The organism is Azospirillum brasilense, from assembly GCF_001315015.1.
GTDB classification, from domain to species: Bacteria; Pseudomonadota; Alphaproteobacteria; order Azospirillales; family Azospirillaceae; genus Azospirillum; species Azospirillum brasilense.
The window spans coordinates 20,729-40,910 of sequence record NZ_CP012916.1; the positions used below are offsets into that span (position 1 = coordinate 20,729).

Genomic DNA, 20,182 nt, shown 5'->3' on the forward strand with positions numbered 1-20,182 from the left:
TAGTTTAGCAAAATCCAACCCGGTTCCGGGGTGAATTATGGCCGAACGGTCATGTCCTTTTTCCGACGCGGAAGGCGCCGGCGAAGTTCTGCACTTTGTCCGACGATACCGAGAGCAGCGCCTTTGTGATCGCCGCAGGACGCCGCGCTTGCGCGACGGCGATCTCCGCCGCCAAGCGTTCCAGCGTCGGGGTCGCGCTGCGGTAGCGAATGCGATGGTCCCCGTCCGTTTCGATCAATCCAGCCTGTTGAAGATTCGCCAAGACTTCCTGGAGGATGAGCGTGCTGCTGCGCGATTCGCGAATGAGTTCGTCCGAATTCCATGCCTGACCCGGATCACGCCGTAAAATCAGCAGAATCTCCAGAGTCCACACCGTCTTGATCGAATGCTGAAGAAAGATCAGGGCATCGTCCGAAAGCACGCCGCCAGTCCATTGTCTGTTCCAGTTTCCTGCGGGTCCCGATGATCCGGGAAGGCTCGACGATTTGAGCCGTACGTCGGGGCGGAGTGTGCACAGGATGTCCCCCGACGTCCAGCCCTACGCCCCTCTTTGCGGGGGCGCATCCGGCCCGATTCCAGACATCTTTTGGGGTAGCGGCGCACTCACTGGGCTGATCCACAGCTTTGGCCCGCCCCGAACAGTCTATATAGGGTAACCCATTGGGAAAATCACCCTACGGCGCGCTTCGGGCATGCCGAAGCGTCGCAATCGTGACAACTTAAGCCTCAATTCCGATTGGCTATGGCCTGTGCATGACTGGTTTCGACACCCGCCCTGTCTTCTTCATCATCGGCGCGCTTCTCAGCGTCCTGGCCGTCGCGATGCTGCTTCCGATGTCCGTCGATCTGGCGGCCGGCAATCCGGACTGGATGGTCTTCGCCATTGCCTGCGCCCTGACGCTGTTCTTCGGCGTCCAGTTCATGCTGGCCAACCGCATGGACCGGATTGCGCTGAACGTTCGCCAGGCTTTTTTGCTGACCGCCCTGTCCTGGGTCGTCATCTGCGCCTTCGCCGCCGTGCCCTTCATGGTGTCGCAGATCGATCTGACGGCGGCCGACGCCTATTTCGAGGCGATGTCGTCGCTGACCGCCACCGGGGCCACGGTGATCTCCGGGCTGGACGGGTTGGCGCCGGGGCTGCTGCTGTGGCGGTCGCTGCTGCAGTGGCTGGGCGGCATCGGCATCATCGGCATGGCCATCGCCATTCTGCCCTTCCTCCAGGTGGGCGGCATGCAGCTCTTCCGCTCGGAGTCCTCCGACCGATCGGACAAGGTGACGCCGCGGGCCAGCGACCTCGCCATCGCCGTGGGCTGGATCTACCTGTGCCTGACCGCGATTTGCACGGTGATGCTCTCCTACGCGGGGATGTCCTGGTTCGACGCCGTCAACCACGCGATGACCGCCGTGTCCACCGGCGGTTTCTCCACCCGCGACGCGTCCATCGCCAGTTGGAACAGCCCGGCGGTCGAGTGGGTCCTGGTGGTCTTCATGGTGCTGGGCGGCATGCCCTTCGTCCGCTTCATCAGCCTTGCCCAAGGGCGGGCGGCCAGCTTCTGGGCGGACACGCAGATCCGCTGGTACCTCGGCTTCCTCGCGGCGGTCTCCTTCGGCATGTCGATCTGGCTGACTCTGACACGGGATGTGCCGTGGGACGACGCCATCCGCGTGACCACCTTCAACGTCGTCTCGGTGGTCACCACCACCGGCTACGCCTCCATCGACTATGAGCGGTGGGGGCCGTTGGCGTCGGTGGTCTTCTTCATCCTGACCTTCGTCGGCGGCTGCACCGGATCGACCTCGGGCGGGCTGAAGATCTTCCGGTTCGAGATCCTGTTCATTGTGCTGCGCGCGCTGCAGCGCCGCCTCTACAGCCCCAACCTGGTGATTCCGCTCAACTACAACGGCAAGCCGGTCAGCGCCGACGTGATGATCTCGGTGATGGGTTTCGGCTTCGTCTACCTGATGTCGGTGTTTGTGCTGGCCTTCGTACTGGCCTTCCTGGGAGTGGACGTTGTGTCCGCGCTGTCGGGGGCGGCGACGGCGGTCAGCAACGTCGGCCCCGGCCTTGGCCCGACCATCGGACCCTCCGGGAATTTCGCCACTTTGCCGGACGGGGCCAAATGGGCGCTGGCCGCCGGCATGCTGCTGGGGCGGCTGGAGTTCTTCACCGTCCTGGTCGTGCTCAGTCCGTCCTTCTGGCGGCGGTGAGGGGGCCGGGGGGCTTCTCCTCCCGTTCCTGTTCCCGCGGGTCGCGGCTGGCCGCCGACACCAGATGGACCAGGGCGGCGCCGAGCGCGATCACGCCCACCGCCACCGACGCCCGCAGGAAGCGGGAGGCGTCGCCGTGCAGGGTGAAATGCCACCACAGCTCGTCGCTGAAGGCGATGTGCTTGTAGGAGAACAGGCCGAGCCAGAAGGCGCTGGCCAGCGCCACACCGGTCGCGATGAACCAGCTCGGCGTCAGGGGATTGCGCAGGATGTTGCCGCGGCGGTGGAACTCCTTGCGGGCCGGCAGCAGGGCCAGAAAGATCAGTCCCGGCACGATGGCTTCCGGCCAGTCGCCGCCCTTCAGCAGGGCCGAGGCGCAGGCTGTCGCCAGCAGCACCAGCGACAGCACCCAGGCGGCGTGCAGCCGCCGCTGCACCGCGTGGGCCAGCAGGATCAGCAGCACCCCGGCGACGCTGCCGGTGAAGTGCGACATCTCCACCAGCGGCAGCGCCGTGGCGTCGAAGGGGGCGGGCAGCGTCTCCTCCGGCGTGGCGCGCGAGAACAGCAGGAAGGCCCCGGTGATGAAGATGCAGGCGGCGAGCACCAGCGGCACCGCCGGGCTGATGGCGGCGGAGATTTCCCGTGACAGGCCGCTGATGCGGCGCCGGGCCTGGAAGGCCTCCACCCCGCCGAACATCAGCCCGGCGATCACCAGCGGCGCCAGATAATAGATCAGCCGGAAGACCAGCAATCCCGCCATCACGTCGTTGCCGGGCATGGCCGGGGTCAGGCTGACCAGGACGATGGCGTCGAACACCCCCAGTCCCCCCGGCACGTGGCTGATGATGCCGGCGACCAGCGCCAGCCCGAAGGCGACCAGGACGTCGGCGTAGCTCACCGCGTCGCTCGGCGGCAGGCAGAGATAGAGGACCAGCGCCGCCAGCGACAGGTCGCACAGCCCCAGCAGGAGCTGCCGAACCGCAATGGACGGGCGGGGGAAGGCGATGGCGTGTCCGAACACCCGCAGCGGCCGGCGCAGCCAGAAGCCGCCCACCGCGTAGGCCACCAGCACCGCCAGCGCCGCCAGCCCCAGCAGCGTGGCGCTGCCCGGCGGGACATGCAGCGCCTTCAGCGCCGTGGGGTCGATCAGCATGACCACCGGCATCACCGTCGCCAGCCCGAGCATGAAGGTGGTGACGACGAACAGCGTCACCTGCGCCACCTCCACCCCGGCCAGCCCATGCGGGGCGTAGAGGCGGTAGCGCACCGTCGCCCCGATGATGCTGGCGAAGCCCAGGCTGTGGCTGAAGGCGTAGCTGGTGAAGGCGGTGAAAGCCACCCAGCGGTAGGGCAGGGGTCGCCGCAGGTGGCGCAGGGCCAGCAGGTCGTAGAGCGTCAGCAGCCAGTAGCTGACCGCCGCCGCCGCCGAGGCGGCAAGAAGCTGCACGCCCGTGATGCGGTCCAGCGCCTGCCGGATGTCGGCGACGCTGTACTGCTCCAGCCAGCGGTTCAGGATGACCAGTGCCCCGGCCAGAAGGGCCAGGATCAGCACCCCCGTGCCGTAGCGCAGGAGCCGCTGGGTCCAGGTCGGGGGGCTTTCGGTGTGGGCCATGGCTGACAGGATCGCTCCGGGCGCCTAGGATGACGGGGCTTCGGACAAGAACAACACCGCGCAACGAAAAAGCGCATGGCCGGGCGGGGCTCTTCGGGAGGCAACGGATGCATCTTGTGCTTTATCTCGCCACCGGCCTGTCGGGGACCAACACGCTGATCCTGCTGCTCGCCTATCTCTGGGACAGCTCGGTGACTCTGCTCGGCGGCGCCACGGGCTACGGCCTGCGGCCGGACGGCGTGTCCTTCACTCTGTCGCTCTTCACCACGGTGCTGCTGGCCTGGTACGCGCTGGTCCTGCGGCGGCGTCTCCGCGCGGACCGCAAAGGCGGGGCCCGTCCGGAATAGCCGCCGCGGCGCCGGCCATCGGAAGCATGAGCGCGGCGATTTTTTGGAAACTCCGGCCGGGTTGATCCGTTGTCTGGGCGAAGACGCCGCGCCTCGGATTCGGGTGCGCTGCCCGAGGCCGGAGAAAAACCATGCACGGGATCAACAAAACCGTCTCCTTCACCGCAGGGGGGCTGATTCTTCTGTTCGTCCTGCTCGCCAGCGTCTTCACCGAACCGTTCGGGGAGCGGATTTCCGCTCTTCAGTCGGCCATCGTCGGCAACTTCGGCTGGTTCTACATTCTGTCCGTTGCCGGCTTCCTCTTGTTCGCTCTTTGGTTGTTTTTCAGCCCCTATGGGTCGATCAAGCTCGGCAAGGACGATGACGAGCCGGAATTCAGCTACCTGACGTGGTTCGCCATGCTGTTCAGCGCCGGTATGGGCATCGGCCTGCTGTTCTACGGCGTGGCGGAGCCGGTGCTGCATTTCGCCAACCCGCGTATCGGCGAGGCGGGAACGCCAGACGCGGCGCGGGAGGCGATGAATTTGGCCTTCCTGCATTGGGGGCTGCACGCCTGGGGCATCTACATCACGGTCGGCCTGTCGCTGGGCTATTTCGCCTATCGCCACGACCTGCCTCTGACCATCCGGTCGGCGCTCTACCCGCTTCTGGGCGACCGGCTGAGCGGCTGGCCCGGCCATCTGGTGGACATCGTGGCGATCGTCGGCACGCTGTTCGGCATCGCCACCTCGCTCGGGCTGGGGGTCATGCAGATCAACGCCGGGCTCGATTACCTCGGGCTGGTCGGCGTGGGCACGGTGCAGCAGATGGTGCTGATCGCCGTCATCACCGCGGTCGCCACCGTCTCGGCGGTCAGCGGCGTCGGGAAGGGCATCCGCCGGCTCAGCGAACTGAACATGCTGGCAGGGCTTCTGCTCCTGCTCTTCGTCTTCCTGCTCGGCCCGTCGGTGTTCCTGCTGTCCACGCTGGTGGAGAGCATCGGGCGCTATCTGTGGACACTGCCCTACATCAGCTTCCGCACGCTGCCCTACACCGGGGCGGAGTGGCAGGCAAGCTGGACGATGTTCTACTGGGGCTGGTGGATTTCCTGGGCGCCCTTCGTCGGCATGTTCATCGCGCGGGTGTCGCGCGGCCGGACGATCCGAGAATTCATCGGCGGCGTGCTGTTCGCCCCGGTGGCGCTGACCTTCGTCTGGTTCACCGTGTTCGGCGAGACGGCGATCCATATGGAGATGTTCGAAGGTGGCGGCATGGCGGCGGCGGTTCAGGAGAGCGTGCCGACGGCTCTGTTCGTCATGCTGGACCGCCTGCCGCTCAGCGTGGTCACCTCGGCCCTGGCGACGCTGATCGTCGTCACCTTCTTCGTCACTTCGGCCGACTCCGGCGCCCTGGTGATCGACATCATCGGGTCCGGCGGCAACCAGGACCCGCCCATCGCCACGCGCATCTTCTGGGCGGTGCTGTGCGGCGTGGTGGCGGCTGTGCTGCTCCTCGTCGGCGGGTTGCAGGCGCTTCAGACGGCGGCGGTGACGACGGCGTTGCCCTTCGCGGTGGTCATGGTGCTGATGTGCGTCGGGCTGGTGACCAGCCTGCGGGCGGAGCGTCGGGCAGGGCCGGACCGGCGGGTGGCGCGGGTGCCCACCGCGTCGGAGGGCGGCGCCCCGGTGCAGCCGGTGGGCGACGGCAACTGGCGCCAGCAACTGGCCGCCGTGATCGGGCGCAAGGCGGCCATTGCGGCGGCGGCCCCGCCCGGCGCCGCCAGCGCGCGGCGCGAGGTCGCCCGCTTCATCGCTGAAACGGTCGAGCCGGCCTTCCGTGACATCGCGGCGGAACTGGAACGGCTCGGGCGCCGGGCGGTCATCGAGGTCGGCCCCTACAACGCCGGGCTGGCGGTCCTGCGCGACGGGGAGGAGGAGTTCAGCTACGACATCCGCGCGCGGGCTTACCACCCGCTCACTTTCGCCCTTCCCGATCTGAAGGCGGCCGATGAACAGTGGCAGATGCGCGTCGAGGTAATCTTGCGCGGCGGCTTGCACAAACAATTGTTGCCGGCGCTCGCTGGGCGGGAGGCAATCGTCCGCGACTTCGTGCAGGAGTATGGAAAGTGGCGGGGGTGGTGAAAGAGCGCGGCCTCTTCCGGTAGCAGGAGAAGATTGCCTCGAATTATGCTAGAAAGCCGTCCGGTGCATTCTTCGTGCCGAGGCGGCGGCGACCACCATGGGTCATCAGGCGGATCAGAACCAGACCGGGGTCGACACTCCCGGCGGGGAGGCGCGCGCGGCGGGCCGCCCGCTGATGGCGTCAATGACCGTTGCCGAACTTCCCCGGCTTGACGGGTTGTGGGCGCCGGTGTGGCTGCAGGACGGCGGCCGGATGGTCTGGGGCAACCGCGCCGCCCTGGAGCTGTGGAACGCCGCGTCGCTCGCCGACTTCCAGGCCCGCGAGTTCGGCAGGCAGCCGGAGGGGGGGCCGCAGGCCGAAGGGGAATCGGCGACGGGGCGCTGGACCTTCTACCCCAAGGGGCGCCCGGTCACCGCCTGGGTGCGGCGCAGCGGCATGGCGCTGCCGGACGGGCGCCTGGGCACCCTGCACGAGGCGCAGCTCGCCGCACCCTTGGGCGATCCGGACCATGGCGGCACCGACACCGAGGCGCTCGACCGCGAGCGCGCCATGCTGCAAAGCCTGATCGACTCGATGCCGGACATCGTCTTCTTCAAGGACGTGAACGGCACCTACCTCAAGGTCAACCGGGCGATGCTCGACTATGCGGGGCGCCCACCGCTGGGGCTGACCGACCACCGGCTGTTCGACGCGGAAACGGCGGTGCGGCGGCGGCGGACCGACCAGATCGCCATGCAGAAGGGTTTTTCCCGCAGCGAGGAGTGGTTCGTTCACCCGGACGGGCGCCGCGTGCTGATGGAGACCGCCAAGGCCGTCTGCCTCGACCGCAGCGGCAAGATGCTGGGCGTCGTCGGCATCGCCCGCGACATCACCGAGCGGCGGCAGACGGAGAAGCAGCTTCTGCGGCAGCACGCCCTGTTGCAGGGGATCATCGACACCATCCCCGACGCCGTCTTCTTCAAGGACCGGGACGGTGTGCTGCGCAAGGCCAACCGCGCCTTCGCTTCCTGGACCGGGCGGCCGCTGGAGCAGCTGATCGGGCTGGGCAGCCACGAGATATGGCCTCATGAGATGGCCGACGGCATCCGCGCGGGCGACGCCTCGGTCTATGCCGAGGACCAGCCGCGGCGCAACGAGGAGAGCATCCCGCTGCCCGACGGCGGGCGGATCTGGGTCGAGATCCTGAAGGCGCCGATTCGCGACGCCGGCAACGAGCTTCTCGGGCTGGTCGGCGTCGGGCGCGACATCACGCTGCGCAAGGCCACCGAGGACGATCTGCGGCGGAGCGAGGCGGAGAAGGACCATCTCGCCCACCACGACGCGCTGACCGGCCTGCCCAACCGCCGCCTCCTCTTCGATCGGCTGGACATGGCGCTGGCCCGGTCGCGGCGGTCCGGGCGATCGCTGGCCCTGCTGTTCATCGACCTCGACGGCTTCAAGGCGGTCAACGACCGGATGGGCCACGATTGCGGCGACGAGGTGCTGCGCATCGCCGCGGCGCGAATCGCTGGCTGTCTGCGCCGCAGCGACACGGTGGCCCGCGTCGGCGGCGACGAGTTCACCATCATCCTGGAGGATGTGAGCTCCGCCGCCGATGCCGGGGGTGTGGCCGCCAAGATCGTGGAGGCGGTGGCGCTGCCCATCCCGGTGCAGGGTCCGGTCCAGACCAACACCGCCGTGATCGGCGCCAGCGTCGGCATCGCCCTGTCCCCCGCCGACGGATCGGACGCCCGCAGTCTGCTGGTGGCCGCGGACGGCGCGATGTACCGGGCCAAGCAGGCGGGCCGCGGCACCCATATCTTTTACAAGGACATTCCCCGCAGGAATCCGGACTGACCGGGTGCGGAATCCGCTTGCGCGGCCGGAACAAAAGAAGAACAATACCCGCCTGACCGGTTCATGACGGGAGAGGATGGGATCATGTTCGTATGCGTCGATGGTGACCGCACCACCCGCCTGCGCCAGTGGGCCTGGCTCGACATCGGTGTCGGTATGGGCGGTGCCGGGACGGGTCCCGGCGAACGCCGCCTCGTCGGCTGGAGCGTCACGGATGAGGCGTGGCTCGTCTCCGAGCCCATCGGTGTGGTTGCCACCAGTCCGCTGGGCCGCCCGCCGGGCTGGGCGGTGACCGACAACCAACGGCGGTATATGCTCGAACAGCCCGGCCTGCCCCATGGGGACGATCCACTGGCCGCCATCGACTGCCTGCGGGCGAACGGCAGCCTCGACCCGGCGGCCCCCATCAGCATCGTGCCCTGGCGCCCCGGCAGGTCCACCGCCGAACGCATCTTCGAGCGCCGGACGGCCTGATCGCGGCCTGATCGCGGAAAGACGGGCTGCTGCGTGACGGAACGGCCTTTTTCCCGTTGAAAGCCTTGGTTGAGGCGGGAAGGGGTCGTTCACCATGCAGCAGCGCTGGCCGCAGAGGCTGTGGATCGTCCGTCACGGGGAAAGCGCCGGCAACGTCGCGCGCGACGCCGCCTACGCCGCCGGGGTGGGGCGGATCGACATCGCCGAGCGCGACGTCGACGTGCCGCTCAGTCGCCAGGGGGAGCAGCAGTCCGAAGCGTTGGCGCGCTGGTTCGCCGCGCTGCCGCCGGGCGAGCGGCCCGACGTGGTGCTGACCTCCCCCTATCTGCGGGCCCGGAGGACGGCGGAGATCATCCACGCCGGGGGTGGCCTGCCGGTCGAACCCACGGAGTTCGTGGTGGACGAGCGGCTGCGCGAGAAGGAGTTCGGCATCCTCGACCGGCTGACCGCGCTGGGCATCGCGCAGGAGCACCCCGAGCAGGCGGAGTTCCGCCGCATCCTCGGCAAATTCTACTTCCGCCCGCCCGCCGGGGAAAGCTGGTGCGACGTCATCCTGCGGCTGCGCAGCGCGCTTGACACCATCAGCCTGCACCATGGCGGGCAGCGCGTGCTGGTGGTCAGCCATCAGGTCGTCGTGCTGTGCCTGCGCTACCTGCTGGAGGGCATGACGGAGGAGCAGATCCTCGCCATCGACCGCGAGGGCGACGTGGCGAATTGCGGGGTCACCGAATACGCCTTCAATCCCGCCCAGGGGCACAGCGGGCGGATGCGGCTTCGCCGTTACAATTTCGTCGCCCCGCTGGAGGTGGCCGGGGCGCCGCTGACCGCCGAACCCGACGCCAATGCGGCCGTCCGATGAGTGATTTTCCAATGAACGACCCGATCCCGGTCACCCGCGACCTGCTGCGATCCATGGCGCTGCCCCACCCCGGCGACGGCGCCGACAAGGACGGGCGGGGCCGGGTTCTGGTCATCGGCGGCAGCGTCGAGGTGCCGGGCGCCGTGCTGCTGGCCGGGACGGCGGCGCTGCGCGCCGGGGCGGGCAAGCTTCAGATGGCGACCTGCCGCAGCGTGGCCCCGCATCTCGGGCTCGCCGTGCCGGAGGCGCTGGTGCTCGGCTTGCATGAGACGGCGGAAGGCGGCATCGCCCCCGATTGTGTGGACACGCTGTGCGAGCGGGCGGCCCGCTGCACCGCGGTGCTGATCGGACCCGGAATGATGGACAAGCGCGCTGTCGCCGACCTGACCGGCGCGCTGATCGCCGGGCTGGATGGGGAGGGCGGTCCGGTTCTGGTCATCGACGCCGAAGCGCTGATGGGCCTGGACAACGCCAACGAAGCGCTGTGCCGCCGCGGCGGGCGGACGATCATCACGCCGCACGCTGGCGAGATGGCCGGCCTGTCCGGAATCAGCCGGGAGGAGGTGGAGGCCGATCCGCCCGCCGCCGCCCGCCGCGTTGCGGACCTTCACAAGGTGATCGTCGTGCTGAAGGGCGCCTGCACCCACATCGCCACGCCGGACGGTCGGATGTGGGCCTATGACGGCGGCAATGTCGGGCTTGCGACCTCGGGGTCGGGCGACACGCTGGCGGGCGTCATCGCCGGTCTGGCCGCGCGGGGCGCCGACCCGGCCAAGGCGGCGATCTGGGGTGTCCATCTGCATGGCGAGGCCGGCAACCGTCTGGCCCGCCGCGGCCCACTGGGCTTCCTGGCCCGCGAACTGCTGGCTCAGGTGCCGGAGATCATGGCCGAATTGTCGGCGTAGGACCGCCGGTTTCAGAACACCAGCTTGGCGGCCTGGTAGAGGACGACCCAGGGAGCGGCGATCAGCCCGCCCCACAGGGCGACCAGCGGCAGGCCGCGCAGCTTCTTCGCCGGGGCCGGAGCGGTGAGGGGGAGCGGGAAGGAAACGGTCTCGGTGGTGCCGACAGCGGGATTGTACTGGGACATGATGACCTGCCGATCTGTGTGTGAAGGCAGGATGCGCGCCGAACTCTTAACGACGATTAAAGTCGGGGGTAGCCGGCGCGCGGGATTCCGGCGTACCGCCGCCGGGTAGCAAAGCGCGTTTGAGTGGGCAATTTCGTAGCGTTCCGGGCGTCTTGACAAAAATTGCCAATCGTCCCGAGATGTCCTTCGGAAGAAGTACGTGGTCCATGCCAACCATGAACAGCGGCCCGCCCGAGGCGCTTTGCCGGCTTCATCGGGAAAAGGCGGTCGAGCGTGAAAAGCTGGGGAAGCTTCGGCGCGCCATCCTGGTGGGCGCCGACGACTGCAAAAACGGCCGCCTGGACGACCGCCCCATTGCCGACATCCTGAACGACATTAACGATTGACCGGCGATGGCCTGTCGCATCATGAGCAACTGCGCTGCGCCGGCTGTCGTCGTCCTGTGCCCTCTGCATGAAAAGAGGGAACCGGACCGGCCGCATCCAGCAAGGACAAGGATGAGGCCGGTCCGGTTCCCGACGCTCGCTCAGGTCACTTGGCCAGCGTCTTGTTGAGCCACAGGGCCAGCAACGTGCAGACCGCGCCCGACAGCAGGTAGGCGCCGGCCGAGAACAGGCCGTAGTTCGCCGACAGCACCAGCGCCACCAGCGGCGCGAAGCCCGCCCCGAACAGCCAGGCGAGGTCCGAGGTGATGGCCGCCCCGGTGTAGCGGTAGCGCTGGGTGAAGCCCGACGCGACCACGCCCGACGACTGGCCGAAGGACAGACCCAGGATCACGAAGCCGACGATCATGAAGACCAGCTCGCCCAGCGGCCCGCCGTTCAGCAGCAGGGGCGCCACGCCGCTGAACACGGCGATGGCCGCGGCGCAGCTTCCCAGCAGGGTGCGGCGGCCGATGCGGTCGGCGATCAAGCCGGAGGCGATGATCGCCCCCAGGCCGAAGAAGGCCCCGACCACCTCGATCAGCAGGAAGTCCGCCGGCGTGTCCTGGGTGTAGAGGAAGATCCAGGACAGCGGGAAGACGGTCACCATGTGGAACAGCGCGAAGCTGGCCAGCGGGGCGAAGGCGCCCAGCACGACGCGCATGCCCTCGTTGCGCAGCATCTCGGTCACCGGGACCGGCTGAAGCTCGCGGCTTTCGAACAGGTGGGTGTATTCCGGCGTCACCACGATGCGCAGCCGCGCGAACAGCGCCACGACGTTGATGGCGAAGGCCACGAAGAACGGATAGCGCCAGCCCCAGCTGAAGAAATCCTCGGCCGACAGGCTGCCGGCGAAATAGGCGAAGAGGGCGCTCGCCACGATCAGCCCGATGGGGGCGCCGAGCTGAGGAATCATCGCGTACCAGCCGCGACGGTTCTCCGGCGCATTCAGCGCCAGCAGCGAGGCGAGGCCGTCCCATGCGCCGCCCAGCGCCAGACCCTGGCCGATGCGGGCCGCCGCCAGCAGCCAGATCGCTGCCGCGCCGATCTGCTCGTAACTCGGCAGAAAGGCGATGGCGACCGTCGAGGTGCCCAGCAGGAACAGGGAGAGGGTGAGCTTCGCACCGCGCCCGTGGGCACGGTCGATGGCCATGAACAGCATGCTGCCCACCGGGCGGGCGACGAAGGCCAGCGCGAAGATCGCGAAGGACCACAACGTTCCGGTGAGCGGGTCAAGATAGGGAAAGACCAGCTTCGGGAAGACGATCACCGAAGCGATGGCATAAACGAAAAAATCGAAGAATTCGGACGTCCGTCCGATGATGACGCCAATCGCGATTTCACCGGGATTCACCCTGTGGTCGCGGGCATTGACCAGTCTTGCATCCCGTTCGGTCGCCGTGGTCGATGATCCCATGGTCCCCCCACCGTCTGGCAATTGCGTCAGAGGGAATTAAATAGGCACCGCAACGGCATTCTGCCACGCCCATGGACGCATTGCCTTGATGTGCGTCAATGGCGGCGCGGAATCGCGGCGCATTGGACAAATTGTCCAATGTCCGACCCGGCCCGTGGGGGTTAGCTCTTCGCCCAAATCCAAAGCGAACCCCTGCTGACAGGTCCTGCCTTGACCCGTTTCCGCGCCTTGGCCCTCCTGCCGCTGATGGCGGTTTTGAGTGGCTGCAACCTTGTGGTGATGAGCCCGTCCGGCGACGTGGCGAGCCAACAGGCCAACCTCATCACCATTTCCACCCTCCTGATGCTTCTCATCATCATTCCGGTGATGGTGCTGACGGTGCTGTTCGCGTGGCGCTACCGCCAGTCGAATAGCACGGCCCAGTACGACCCGGATTGGGACCATTCGACGCAGCTCGAGCTGGTGATCTGGGCGGCCCCGCTGCTCATCATCATCTGCCTGGGCGCCCTCACCTGGATGGCGACCCACCTGCTCGACCCCTACCGCCCGCTCGACCGCATCGCCGCCGGGCGCCCGGTCCCGGCCGACACCAAGATGCTCGACGTCAACGTCGTGGCGCTCGACTGGAAGTGGCTGTTCATCTACCCGGAATACGGCATCGCCACGGTGAACGAGGTGGCCGCCCCGGTGGACCGGCCGATCCGCTTCAACATCACCTCCTCGACGGTGATGAACTCCTTCTACATCCCGGCGCTGGCCGGGCAGATCTACGCCATGGCCGGCATGGAGACGAAGCTGCACGCCGTCATCAACGAGCCGGGCAGCTACAAGGGCTTCTCCGCCAATTACAGCGGCGCCGGCTTCTCGCACATGCGCTTCACCTTCCACGGTCTGGCCGCCGACGGCTTCGACAAGTGGGTGGCGGACATCAAGGCGGGCGGCGGCAAGCTCGACCGCGACGGCTACCTCCAGCTTGAGCGTCCCAGCGAGAACGAGCCGGTGCGCCGCTACGGCGCCGTCGACTCGGGCCTGTTCAAGGCCATCGTCGGGATGTGCGTCGAGCCGGGCAAGATGTGCATGCACGACATGATGGCCATCGACGCCAAGGGCGGCCTCGGCTTGGCCGGCATCGACAACGTGATGCCGCTGATGCACGACAAGCTGTCCCGCCGCGGCACCGCCGTTCTCGGCCCGGCGCCGGTCTATGTGGCGGGCATCTGCTCGACCGAGGAACTGACCGGCCGCGCCGTCGAGTCGTCGCTGGGCGTGCTGAACGCTCCCGCCGACGAGTCCCCGATTTCCGGCCCGATTTCCGGCGCGGGTCTGCCGCGCTCCTCCATCACGCCGATCTCCGCGCCCGCCCCTGCGTTCGGGCCGCGGCTGACGGCCAATCCCTGAGCGGCCCACCGCCATGCTAGACACATCGACCGTCGCCACCCACCCGCTCTTCGGGCGTCTGACCCTGGAGTCCTTCCCCTATCACGAGCCCATCGTGGTCGCGACCTTCGTCGCGGTCGTGCTGGGCGGCCTCGCGCTGGTCGCGGCGCTGAGCTATTTCCGGCTGTGGGGCTATCTCTGGAAGGAGTGGTTCACCACCGTCGACCACAAGCGCATCGGCATCATGTACATGGTGCTGGGCCTCGTCATGCTGCTGCGCGGCTTCGCCGACGCCATCATGATGCGCCTCCAGCAGGCCATGGCCTTCGGCGGCAGCGAGGGCTACCTCAACGCCCACCACTACGACCAGATCTTCACCGCCCACGGCGTCATCATGATCTTCTTCGTGGCGATGCCCTTCGTCACGGGTCTGATGAACTACGTGGTGCCGCTGCAGATCGGCGCCCGCGACGTGTCCTTCCCGTTCCTGAACAATTTCAGCTTCTGGATGACGGTGGGCGGCGCGGTGCTGATCATGGCCTCGCTGTTCGTCGGAGAGTTCGCGCGCACCGGCTGGCTGGCCTATCCGCCGCTGTCCAACATCGCCTACAGCCCCGAGACGGGTGTCGACTACTACATCTGGGCGTTGCAGATCGCCGGTGTCGGAACAACATTGTCCGGCATCAACCTGATCTGCACGATCGTCAAGATGCGCGCCCCCGGCATGACCATGATGAAGATGCCGGTCTTCACCTGGACGTCGCTCTGCACCAACGTGCTGATCGTCGCCTCCTTCCCGATCCTGACCGCCACGCTGGTCCTGCTGTCGCTGGACCGCTATGTCGGCACGAACTTCTTCACGAACGATCTCGGCGGCAGCCCGATGATGTACGTGAACCTGATCTGGATCTGGGGCCACCCGGAAGTCTACATCCTGATCCTGCCGGTCTTCGGCATCTTCTCGGAAGTCACCTCGACCTTCTCGGGCAAGAAGCTGTTCGGCTACACCTCCATGGTCTACGCGACGGTGGTCATCACGATCCTGTCCTACCTGGTGTGGCTGCACCACTTCTTCACCATGGGGTCGGGCGCCAGCGTGAACTCGTTCTTCGGCATCACGACGATGATCATCTCGATCCCGACGGGTGCGAAGATCTTCAACTGGCTGTTCACCATGTACCGCGGCCGCATCCGCTTCGAGCTGCCGATGATGTGGACCGTCGCCTTCATGCTGACCTTCGTGGTCGGCGGCATGACGGGCGTGCTGCTGGCCGTTCCGCCGGCGGACTTCGTCCTGCACAACAGCCTGTTCCTGATCGCCCACTTCCACAACGTCATCATCGGCGGCGTGCTGTTCGGCCTGTTCGCCGGCATCTACTACTGGTGGCCCAAGGCCTTCGGTTTCCGCCTCGATCCCTTCTGGGGCAAGGTGTCCTTCTGGTGCTGGGTGATCGGCTTCTGGGTCGCCTTCATGCCGCTCTACGTCCTCGGCCTGATGGGCGTCACCCGCCGCCTGCGCGTGTTCGAGGACCCGTCGCTGCAGATCTGGTTCCAGATCGCCGCCGTCGGCGCCGTTCTGATCGCGGCTGGCATCGGCGCCTTCCTCGTCCAGATCGCCGTCAGCGTCTGGAAGCGCCGGGAGCTGGTCGACCGCACGGGCGACCCGTGGGATGGCCGCACGCTGGAATGGGCGACCTCCTCGCCGCCGCCGGACTACAACTTCGCCTTCACCCCGATGATCCACGAAAACGACGCGTGGTGGGACATGAAGAAGCGCGGCTACAAGCGTCCGCTGGGCGGCTACAAGGCGATCCACATGCCGAGCAACAGCGGCACCGGCGTGATCCTGGCCGGGATCAGCGTGGTCCTCGGCTTCGCCCTGGTCTGGTACATCTGGTGGCTGGCGGCGGTGAGCTTCGTCGCCCTGCTGGCGGCGGCCATCCACCACACCTTCAACTATCACCGCGACTTCCACATCCCGGCGGACGTGGTGGTGCGGACCGAGAACGAGCGGACCCGACTCCTCTCCGGGCAGGTGTAAAGCATGAGCACGACCCTGACAGCCGAGCGGCCCCGCAGCCAGGCTCCGGTGTTCCACGTGGTGGACGAGCACGCGCATCCCGAAGGCTCCAGCACCATGCTGGGCTTCTGGATCTACCTGATGAGCGACTGCCTCATCTTCGCGGTGCTGTTCGCGACTTACGGCGTTCTCGGCGCCAACTACGCCGCCGGGCCCGCGCCCAAGGACCTGTTCGACCTGCCGCTGGTGGCGCTGAACACCGCCATGCTGCTGTTCTCCTCCATCACCTATGGCTTCGCCATGCTGGCGATGGAGAAGGGGCGGGTGTCGCAGACCCAGCTGTGGCTGGCGGTGACCGGCCTGTTCGGCGCCGCCTTCCTGGCCATCGAGCTCTACGAGTTCGCCCACCTGATCCACATCGGGGCGACCCCGCAGCGCAGCGCCTTCCTGTCGTCCTTCTTCACGCTGGTCGGCACCCACGGCCTGCACGTCACCTTCGGCCTCGTCTGGCTGGTGACGCTGATGGTGCAGGTCAACAAGCGCGGCCTGATCCCGGCCAACCGCCGGCGCCTGATGTGCCTCAGTCTGTTCTGGCACTTCCTGGACGTCATCTGGATCGGCGTCTTCACCTTCGTCTATCTGATGGGAATGCTGCGATGAGTTCTCACGCCGAAGAACACCATGGCCACGGGGAGCATGAGGGCGCCCACGGGACGCTCGGCAGCTACCTGATCGGCTTCGTCCTGTCGGTGATCCTGACGGTCATTCCCTTCTGGCTGGTCATGGACGGGACGATCCTGGACAAGAACATGACCGTGATGGCGATCATGGCGCTCGCCGCCGTCCAGGTCGTCGTCCACATGATCTTCTTCCTGCACATGAACGGGCGGGCGGAAGGCGGCTGGACCATGCTGTCGCTGATCTTCACGATCATCGTCGTGGTCATCATGCTGGCCGGTTCGCTGTGGGTGATGTACCACCTGAACACCAACATGATGCCGATCCACGACCCGAGCCTGTTGCCGTGACCGGCACGGTGACCCACCGTCCGCGCCGGGGGCTGATCCTTCTCGGCGTCCTGGCGCTGGCGGGGGTCGCCGTCTTCACGTCGCTCGGCGTCTGGCAGGTCGAGCGGCTGTTCTGGAAGCTGGACCTGATCCGGCGGGTGGAGGAGCGGGCGCAGGCCGCGCCCGTTCCCGCCCCCGGCCCGGAGGACTGGCCCACCGTCACCGCGGCCAGCCAGGAATACCGGCGGGTCGGCGTCACCGGGCGTTTCCTGAACGACCAGGAAACCCTGGTCCAGGCGGTGACCGAGCGGGGCGGCGGCTTCTGGGTGCTCACCCCCTTCCGGACCGACCGGGGCTTCACCGTCCTAGTCAACCGTGGCTTCGTGCCGCCGGAGCGGCGCAGCACCGACAGCCGCCCCGAAGGGCTGATCGATCAGGACACCACCGTCACCGGCCTGCTGCGGGTGACGGAGCCGGGGGGCGGCTTCCTGCGCTCCAACGATCCGGCGCAGGACCGCTGGTACTCGCGCGACGTGGCGGCCATCACCGCCGCCCGCGGCGTGACGGAGGCGGCCCCCTATTTCATCGACGCCGCGACCAGCCCGCCGGGCGGCTACCCGGTCGGCGGGCTGACCGTTCTGAAGTTTCCGAACAACCACCTCGTCTATGCGCTGACGTGGTTCGCCCTGGCCCTCATGGTGATCGCCGCGTCGCTCTATGTCGCGCGCAGTGAACGGCGGCGCCGGGGTTGAAGAAATAATCTTTTTTTCTTTGTGGTTTTTCTGCCGGGTGGGTAGGGGTTCCTCGCGGACTCTTTCGCCCGGCTTTTTTGTGCTATCAAATCCCCCCGAAGTCCGGGGCAAGGCTGCCAAGCCGAGGCATCGTGCCCATATGAATGGGGACCGAAGGAAGCCGGCGAAGGGCCAGACGTTTTCCGTGCGCGACACCACCGACAAGAAAAACCTGTTCCTGCTGGTGCAGCTGCGCTGGCTCGCCGTCGCCGGGCAGGTGATCACGATCCTGATCGTGCATTACCGGATGGGCATCACCCTGCCGCTCGACCAGATGGGCGCGGTGATCCTGTTCCTGGTGGCGCTGAACATCGCCAGCGTCCTGCACCTGCGCCGCCAGACCTCGGTGTCGAACACCCAGCTTTTCCTGGAACTGCTGATCGACGTGTCGGCGCTCACGGTGCAGCTCTACCTCAGCGGCGGCGCGTCCAACCCGTTCATCTCGCTCTACCTGCTCCAGATCACGCTGGGGGCGGTGCTGCTGGAGGCGTGGTCGGCCTGGGCGCTGGTGCTGGTCGCCACGGCCTGCTTCACGCTGCTGATCGGCGCCTACCGCCCGCTGGCCCTGCCGCCGGGGCTGGAGGGGCTGCTGCTGGGGCTGCACATCCAGGGCATGTTCCTGTGCTTCGTGCTGACGGCCAGCCTGATCGTCCCCTTCATCACCCAGATCACCCGCAACCTGCGCGCCCGCGACGCCCATCTGGCCGACCTGCGCCAGCGCTCCATGGAGGAGGATCACATCGTGCGCCTCGGCCTGCTCGCTTCCGGCGCCGCGCATGAGCTGGGGACGCCGCTCGCCACGCTGTCGGTGATCGTGAACGACTGGCGGCGGATGCCGGTGGTCAAGGGCGATCCCGACATGGCCGAGGACATCGCCGAGATGCAGAACCAGATCGACCGCTGCAAGGCCATCGTGTCGGGCATTCTGCTGTCCTCCGGCGAGGCGCGGGGGGAGGGGACGCTGCGCACCACCGTGACCGCCTTCCTCGACGAACTGGTGGAGGAATGGAAGGACAGCCGGTCCCCGGCCTGCGTCGATTACGACAACAGCGTCCGCTCGCGGGAGGGGATCATCTCCGACCTCGCGCTGAAGCAGGTGATCTTCAACGTCCTGGACAACGCGCTGGAGGTGTCTCCCGGCTGGGTCGGCATCGCCGCCGGACGGCAGGGGGACAGCCTCGTCCTGACCGTCAACGACGCCGGCCCCGGCTTCGAGGAGCGGATGCTGGCGGAATTCGGCAAACCCTACCGGTCGAGCAAGGGGCGCCCCGGCGGCGGGCTGGGCCTCTTCCTGGTGGTCAACGTGGTGCGCAAGCTGGGCGGCTCGGTCGCCGCGCGCAACCGCCCCGGCGGCGGCGCGTCCGTCACCATGACCCTGCCGCTCGCCGCCCTGTCCGCGGGAGAGAGCCATGGAGTCTGACCGTTCCCTCGTGCTGGTGGAGGACGACGCCGCCTTCGCCAAGGTCCTGCGCCGCTCCTTCGAGCGCCGGGGCTATCAGGTCTACTGGTGCGATAGCCTGGACGGACTGCGGGTTCTGTTGGAGACGGTGCCCTTCGCCTACGCGGTGGTGGACCTGAAGCTGGGCAACGGCTCCGGCCTGGAATGCGTGCGGGAACTGCACGCCAACGACCCGGAGACGCGGATCGTCGTCCTGACTGGCTTCGCCAGCATCGCCACGGCGGTCGAGGCGATCAAGCTGGGCGCCTGCCATTATCTCGCCAAGCCGTCCAACACCGACGACATCGAGGCGGCGTTCGAGCGGACGGAGGGCGACCCCTCCATCGCGCTGGGTGCGCGGGCGACCTCGCTGAAGACGCTGGAGTGGGAGCGCATTCACGAAACCCTGGCGGAAACCGGCTTCAACATCTCCGAAACCGCTCGCCGCCTGGGCATGCACCGACGCACCCTGGCCCGCAAGCTGGAGAAGAAACAGGTGCCCTGAACCGGCTTTCCCCTGTCCAGTCGATCAAAGGATGCGCATGGCCGCTGGACAATGGCGGCCAGTCCGCCCATTTTTCACGGCCTGTTACAGTCGTGTGTCATACGCAGCAGCAAGGAGCAGTGTGAAGTGTCTCTTTCCACGTCGAGCAGCAGCCCCTCCGATCCCCGGACCGAGGCCCGCCGTCTTTTGACGGACGCCATCTCCACGTACCTCCAGTCGTGCAAGGATCTGGCTGCTGCGACCGAACGCGCGACCGAGACGAGCGGCAGCATCGACACCCAGGCCCGCCGCAAGGCTTACCAGACGCTGACCGAGTTGGGCGATCAGGTCCGTCTCGCGCAGCGCCGCCTCGTCACCGCGGCCAAGCAGGCCCGCCGGGTCATGCCGGTGGCCGAGATCGAGGAGGTCGCCAAGAAGCTGGACAAGCGCGACACCACGGAAAGCGCCGCCGTGCTGGTCAAGGCCGCCCTCGTCAACTGACGCCTGTTGGGGCATGGCTCGCCTGTTCGGCATAGACGAATCCGCCGGATTGGCGGGAATCGCCGACTTTTTGCGGGTCACAGCGTCGCGCCCGGTCGATTCCGATCGGGAGCATCTTGCGCGCCGCGGCCCGTCAGGGTAGGTCAGAGGCGCCTGGAGCCCTGGAACATGCTGGGGT

20 protein-coding genes are annotated in these 20,182 nt (G+C 67.3%); 16 read left to right on the plus strand and 4 right to left on the minus strand.

The features are described from left to right. Window positions 1-49: 49 nt before the first annotated feature. Window positions 50-421 carry a hypothetical protein gene (locus AMK58_RS21710; protein ID WP_035679854.1) on the minus strand — a complete coding sequence of 124 codons (372 nt, stop codon included), beginning with the start codon at window positions 419-421 and terminating at the stop codon, window positions 50-52. Between the two features lie 332 nt (window positions 422-753). On the opposite strand from AMK58_RS21710, the gene AMK58_RS21715 reads away from it, so the two are divergent. After that, entirely contained in the window at window positions 754-2,208 is a 1,455-nt protein-coding gene (locus AMK58_RS21715) for a TrkH family potassium uptake protein (RefSeq protein ID WP_035679852.1), read from the plus strand. Here the strand turns inward: AMK58_RS21715 and AMK58_RS21720 are convergent. After that, the gene (locus AMK58_RS21720) at window positions 2,183-3,820 is read right to left on the minus strand and encodes a lysylphosphatidylglycerol synthase domain-containing protein (RefSeq protein WP_051140716.1); all 1,638 of its coding nucleotides are present in this window, start codon (window positions 3,818-3,820) and stop codon (window positions 2,183-2,185) included. The two genes, AMK58_RS21715 and AMK58_RS21720, sit on opposite strands and share 26 nt — an antisense overlap. Before the next feature lie 107 nt (window positions 3,821-3,927). Here AMK58_RS21720 and AMK58_RS21725 point away from each other — a divergent pair, with 107 nt between their 5' ends. From AMK58_RS21725 to AMK58_RS21750, 6 genes are all read left to right on the plus strand, one after another. Beyond that, window positions 3,928-4,167 (plus strand): hypothetical protein, encoded by a 240-nt coding sequence (locus AMK58_RS21725; RefSeq protein ID WP_035679850.1) that lies wholly within the window; start codon window positions 3,928-3,930, stop codon window positions 4,165-4,167. A gap of 131 nt (window positions 4,168-4,298) precedes the next feature. Then, on the plus strand, window positions 4,299-6,287 hold the full coding sequence (locus tag AMK58_RS21730) for a BCCT family transporter (protein WP_059399448.1): 1,989 nt from the start codon (window positions 4,299-4,301) through the stop codon (window positions 6,285-6,287). 97 nt (window positions 6,288-6,384) lie between these two features. Beyond that, window positions 6,385-8,124 carry a sensor domain-containing diguanylate cyclase gene (locus AMK58_RS21735; RefSeq protein ID WP_059399449.1) on the plus strand — a complete coding sequence of 580 codons (1,740 nt, stop codon included), beginning with the start codon at window positions 6,385-6,387 and terminating at the stop codon, window positions 8,122-8,124. Between the two features lie 84 nt (window positions 8,125-8,208). Next, window positions 8,209-8,598 carry a hypothetical protein gene (locus AMK58_RS21740; RefSeq protein WP_035679828.1) on the plus strand — a complete coding sequence of 130 codons (390 nt, stop codon included), beginning with the start codon at window positions 8,209-8,211 and terminating at the stop codon, window positions 8,596-8,598. A 94-nt stretch (window positions 8,599-8,692) separates the two neighbouring features. Further along, window positions 8,693-9,457: a histidine phosphatase family protein gene (locus AMK58_RS21745; RefSeq protein ID WP_035679825.1), complete on the plus strand. Its 765-nt coding sequence runs from the start codon at window positions 8,693-8,695 to the stop codon at window positions 9,455-9,457. Between the two features lie 11 nt (window positions 9,458-9,468). Then, the gene (locus AMK58_RS21750; protein ID WP_035679823.1) at window positions 9,469-10,362 is read left to right on the plus strand and encodes an NAD(P)H-hydrate dehydratase; all 894 of its coding nucleotides are present in this window, start codon (window positions 9,469-9,471) and stop codon (window positions 10,360-10,362) included. An 11-nt stretch (window positions 10,363-10,373) separates the two neighbouring features. Here the strand turns inward: AMK58_RS21750 and AMK58_RS30970 are convergent, their stop codons facing one another. Continuing rightward, entirely contained in the window at window positions 10,374-10,547 is a 174-nt protein-coding gene (locus AMK58_RS30970) for a hypothetical protein (protein ID WP_167555932.1), read from the minus strand. A gap of 206 nt (window positions 10,548-10,753) precedes the next feature. Here AMK58_RS30970 and AMK58_RS29905 point away from each other — a divergent pair, with 206 nt between their 5' ends. Beyond that, window positions 10,754-10,933 (plus strand): hypothetical protein, encoded by a 180-nt coding sequence (locus AMK58_RS29905; protein ID WP_035679820.1) that lies wholly within the window; start codon window positions 10,754-10,756, stop codon window positions 10,931-10,933. 145 nt (window positions 10,934-11,078) lie between these two features. On the opposite strand, the gene AMK58_RS21755 is transcribed toward AMK58_RS29905, so the two are convergent. Further along, on the minus strand, window positions 11,079-12,386 hold the full coding sequence (locus tag AMK58_RS21755; RefSeq protein ID WP_051140712.1) for an MFS transporter: 1,308 nt from the start codon (window positions 12,384-12,386) through the stop codon (window positions 11,079-11,081). A gap of 210 nt (window positions 12,387-12,596) precedes the next feature. Between AMK58_RS21755 and cyoA the strand changes: the two genes are divergently transcribed. The 8 genes from cyoA (at window position 12,597) to AMK58_RS21795 (ending at window position 20,004) form a co-directional block, all read left to right on the plus strand. After that, entirely contained in the window at window positions 12,597-13,784 is a 1,188-nt protein-coding gene (cyoA, locus tag AMK58_RS21760; protein ID WP_035679819.1) for a ubiquinol oxidase subunit II, read from the plus strand. A 13-nt stretch (window positions 13,785-13,797) separates the two neighbouring features. Continuing rightward, window positions 13,798-15,804 carry a cytochrome o ubiquinol oxidase subunit I gene (gene cyoB, locus AMK58_RS21765; protein WP_035679817.1) on the plus strand — a complete coding sequence of 669 codons (2,007 nt, stop codon included), beginning with the start codon at window positions 13,798-13,800 and terminating at the stop codon, window positions 15,802-15,804. Between the two features lie 3 nt (window positions 15,805-15,807). After that, window positions 15,808-16,443 carry a cytochrome o ubiquinol oxidase subunit III gene (gene cyoC, locus AMK58_RS21770; protein WP_035679814.1) on the plus strand — a complete coding sequence of 212 codons (636 nt, stop codon included), beginning with the start codon at window positions 15,808-15,810 and terminating at the stop codon, window positions 16,441-16,443. Further along, window positions 16,440-16,811, plus strand: coding sequence for a cytochrome o ubiquinol oxidase subunit IV (cyoD, locus tag AMK58_RS21775; RefSeq protein WP_035679812.1), 372 nt, complete (start codon window positions 16,440-16,442; stop codon window positions 16,809-16,811). Before cyoC ends, cyoD begins: the two co-directional genes overlap by 4 nt. Next, window positions 16,808-17,542: an SURF1 family protein gene (locus tag AMK58_RS21780; protein ID WP_196813198.1), complete on the plus strand. Its 735-nt coding sequence runs from the start codon at window positions 16,808-16,810 to the stop codon at window positions 17,540-17,542. The genes cyoD and AMK58_RS21780 overlap by 4 nt, the downstream gene beginning before the upstream one ends. 184 nt (window positions 17,543-17,726) lie before the next feature. Next, window positions 17,727-19,001: an ATP-binding protein gene (locus AMK58_RS21785; RefSeq protein ID WP_035679809.1), complete on the plus strand. Its 1,275-nt coding sequence runs from the start codon at window positions 17,727-17,729 to the stop codon at window positions 18,999-19,001. Then, window positions 18,991-19,524 (plus strand): response regulator transcription factor, encoded by a 534-nt coding sequence (locus tag AMK58_RS21790; RefSeq protein WP_035679807.1) that lies wholly within the window; start codon window positions 18,991-18,993, stop codon window positions 19,522-19,524. The genes AMK58_RS21785 and AMK58_RS21790 overlap by 11 nt, the downstream gene beginning before the upstream one ends. Window positions 19,525-19,650: 126 nt before the next feature. Continuing rightward, entirely contained in the window at window positions 19,651-20,004 is a 354-nt protein-coding gene (locus AMK58_RS21795; RefSeq protein ID WP_014241891.1) for a hypothetical protein, read from the plus strand. Window positions 20,005-20,182: the final 178 nt, after the last annotated feature.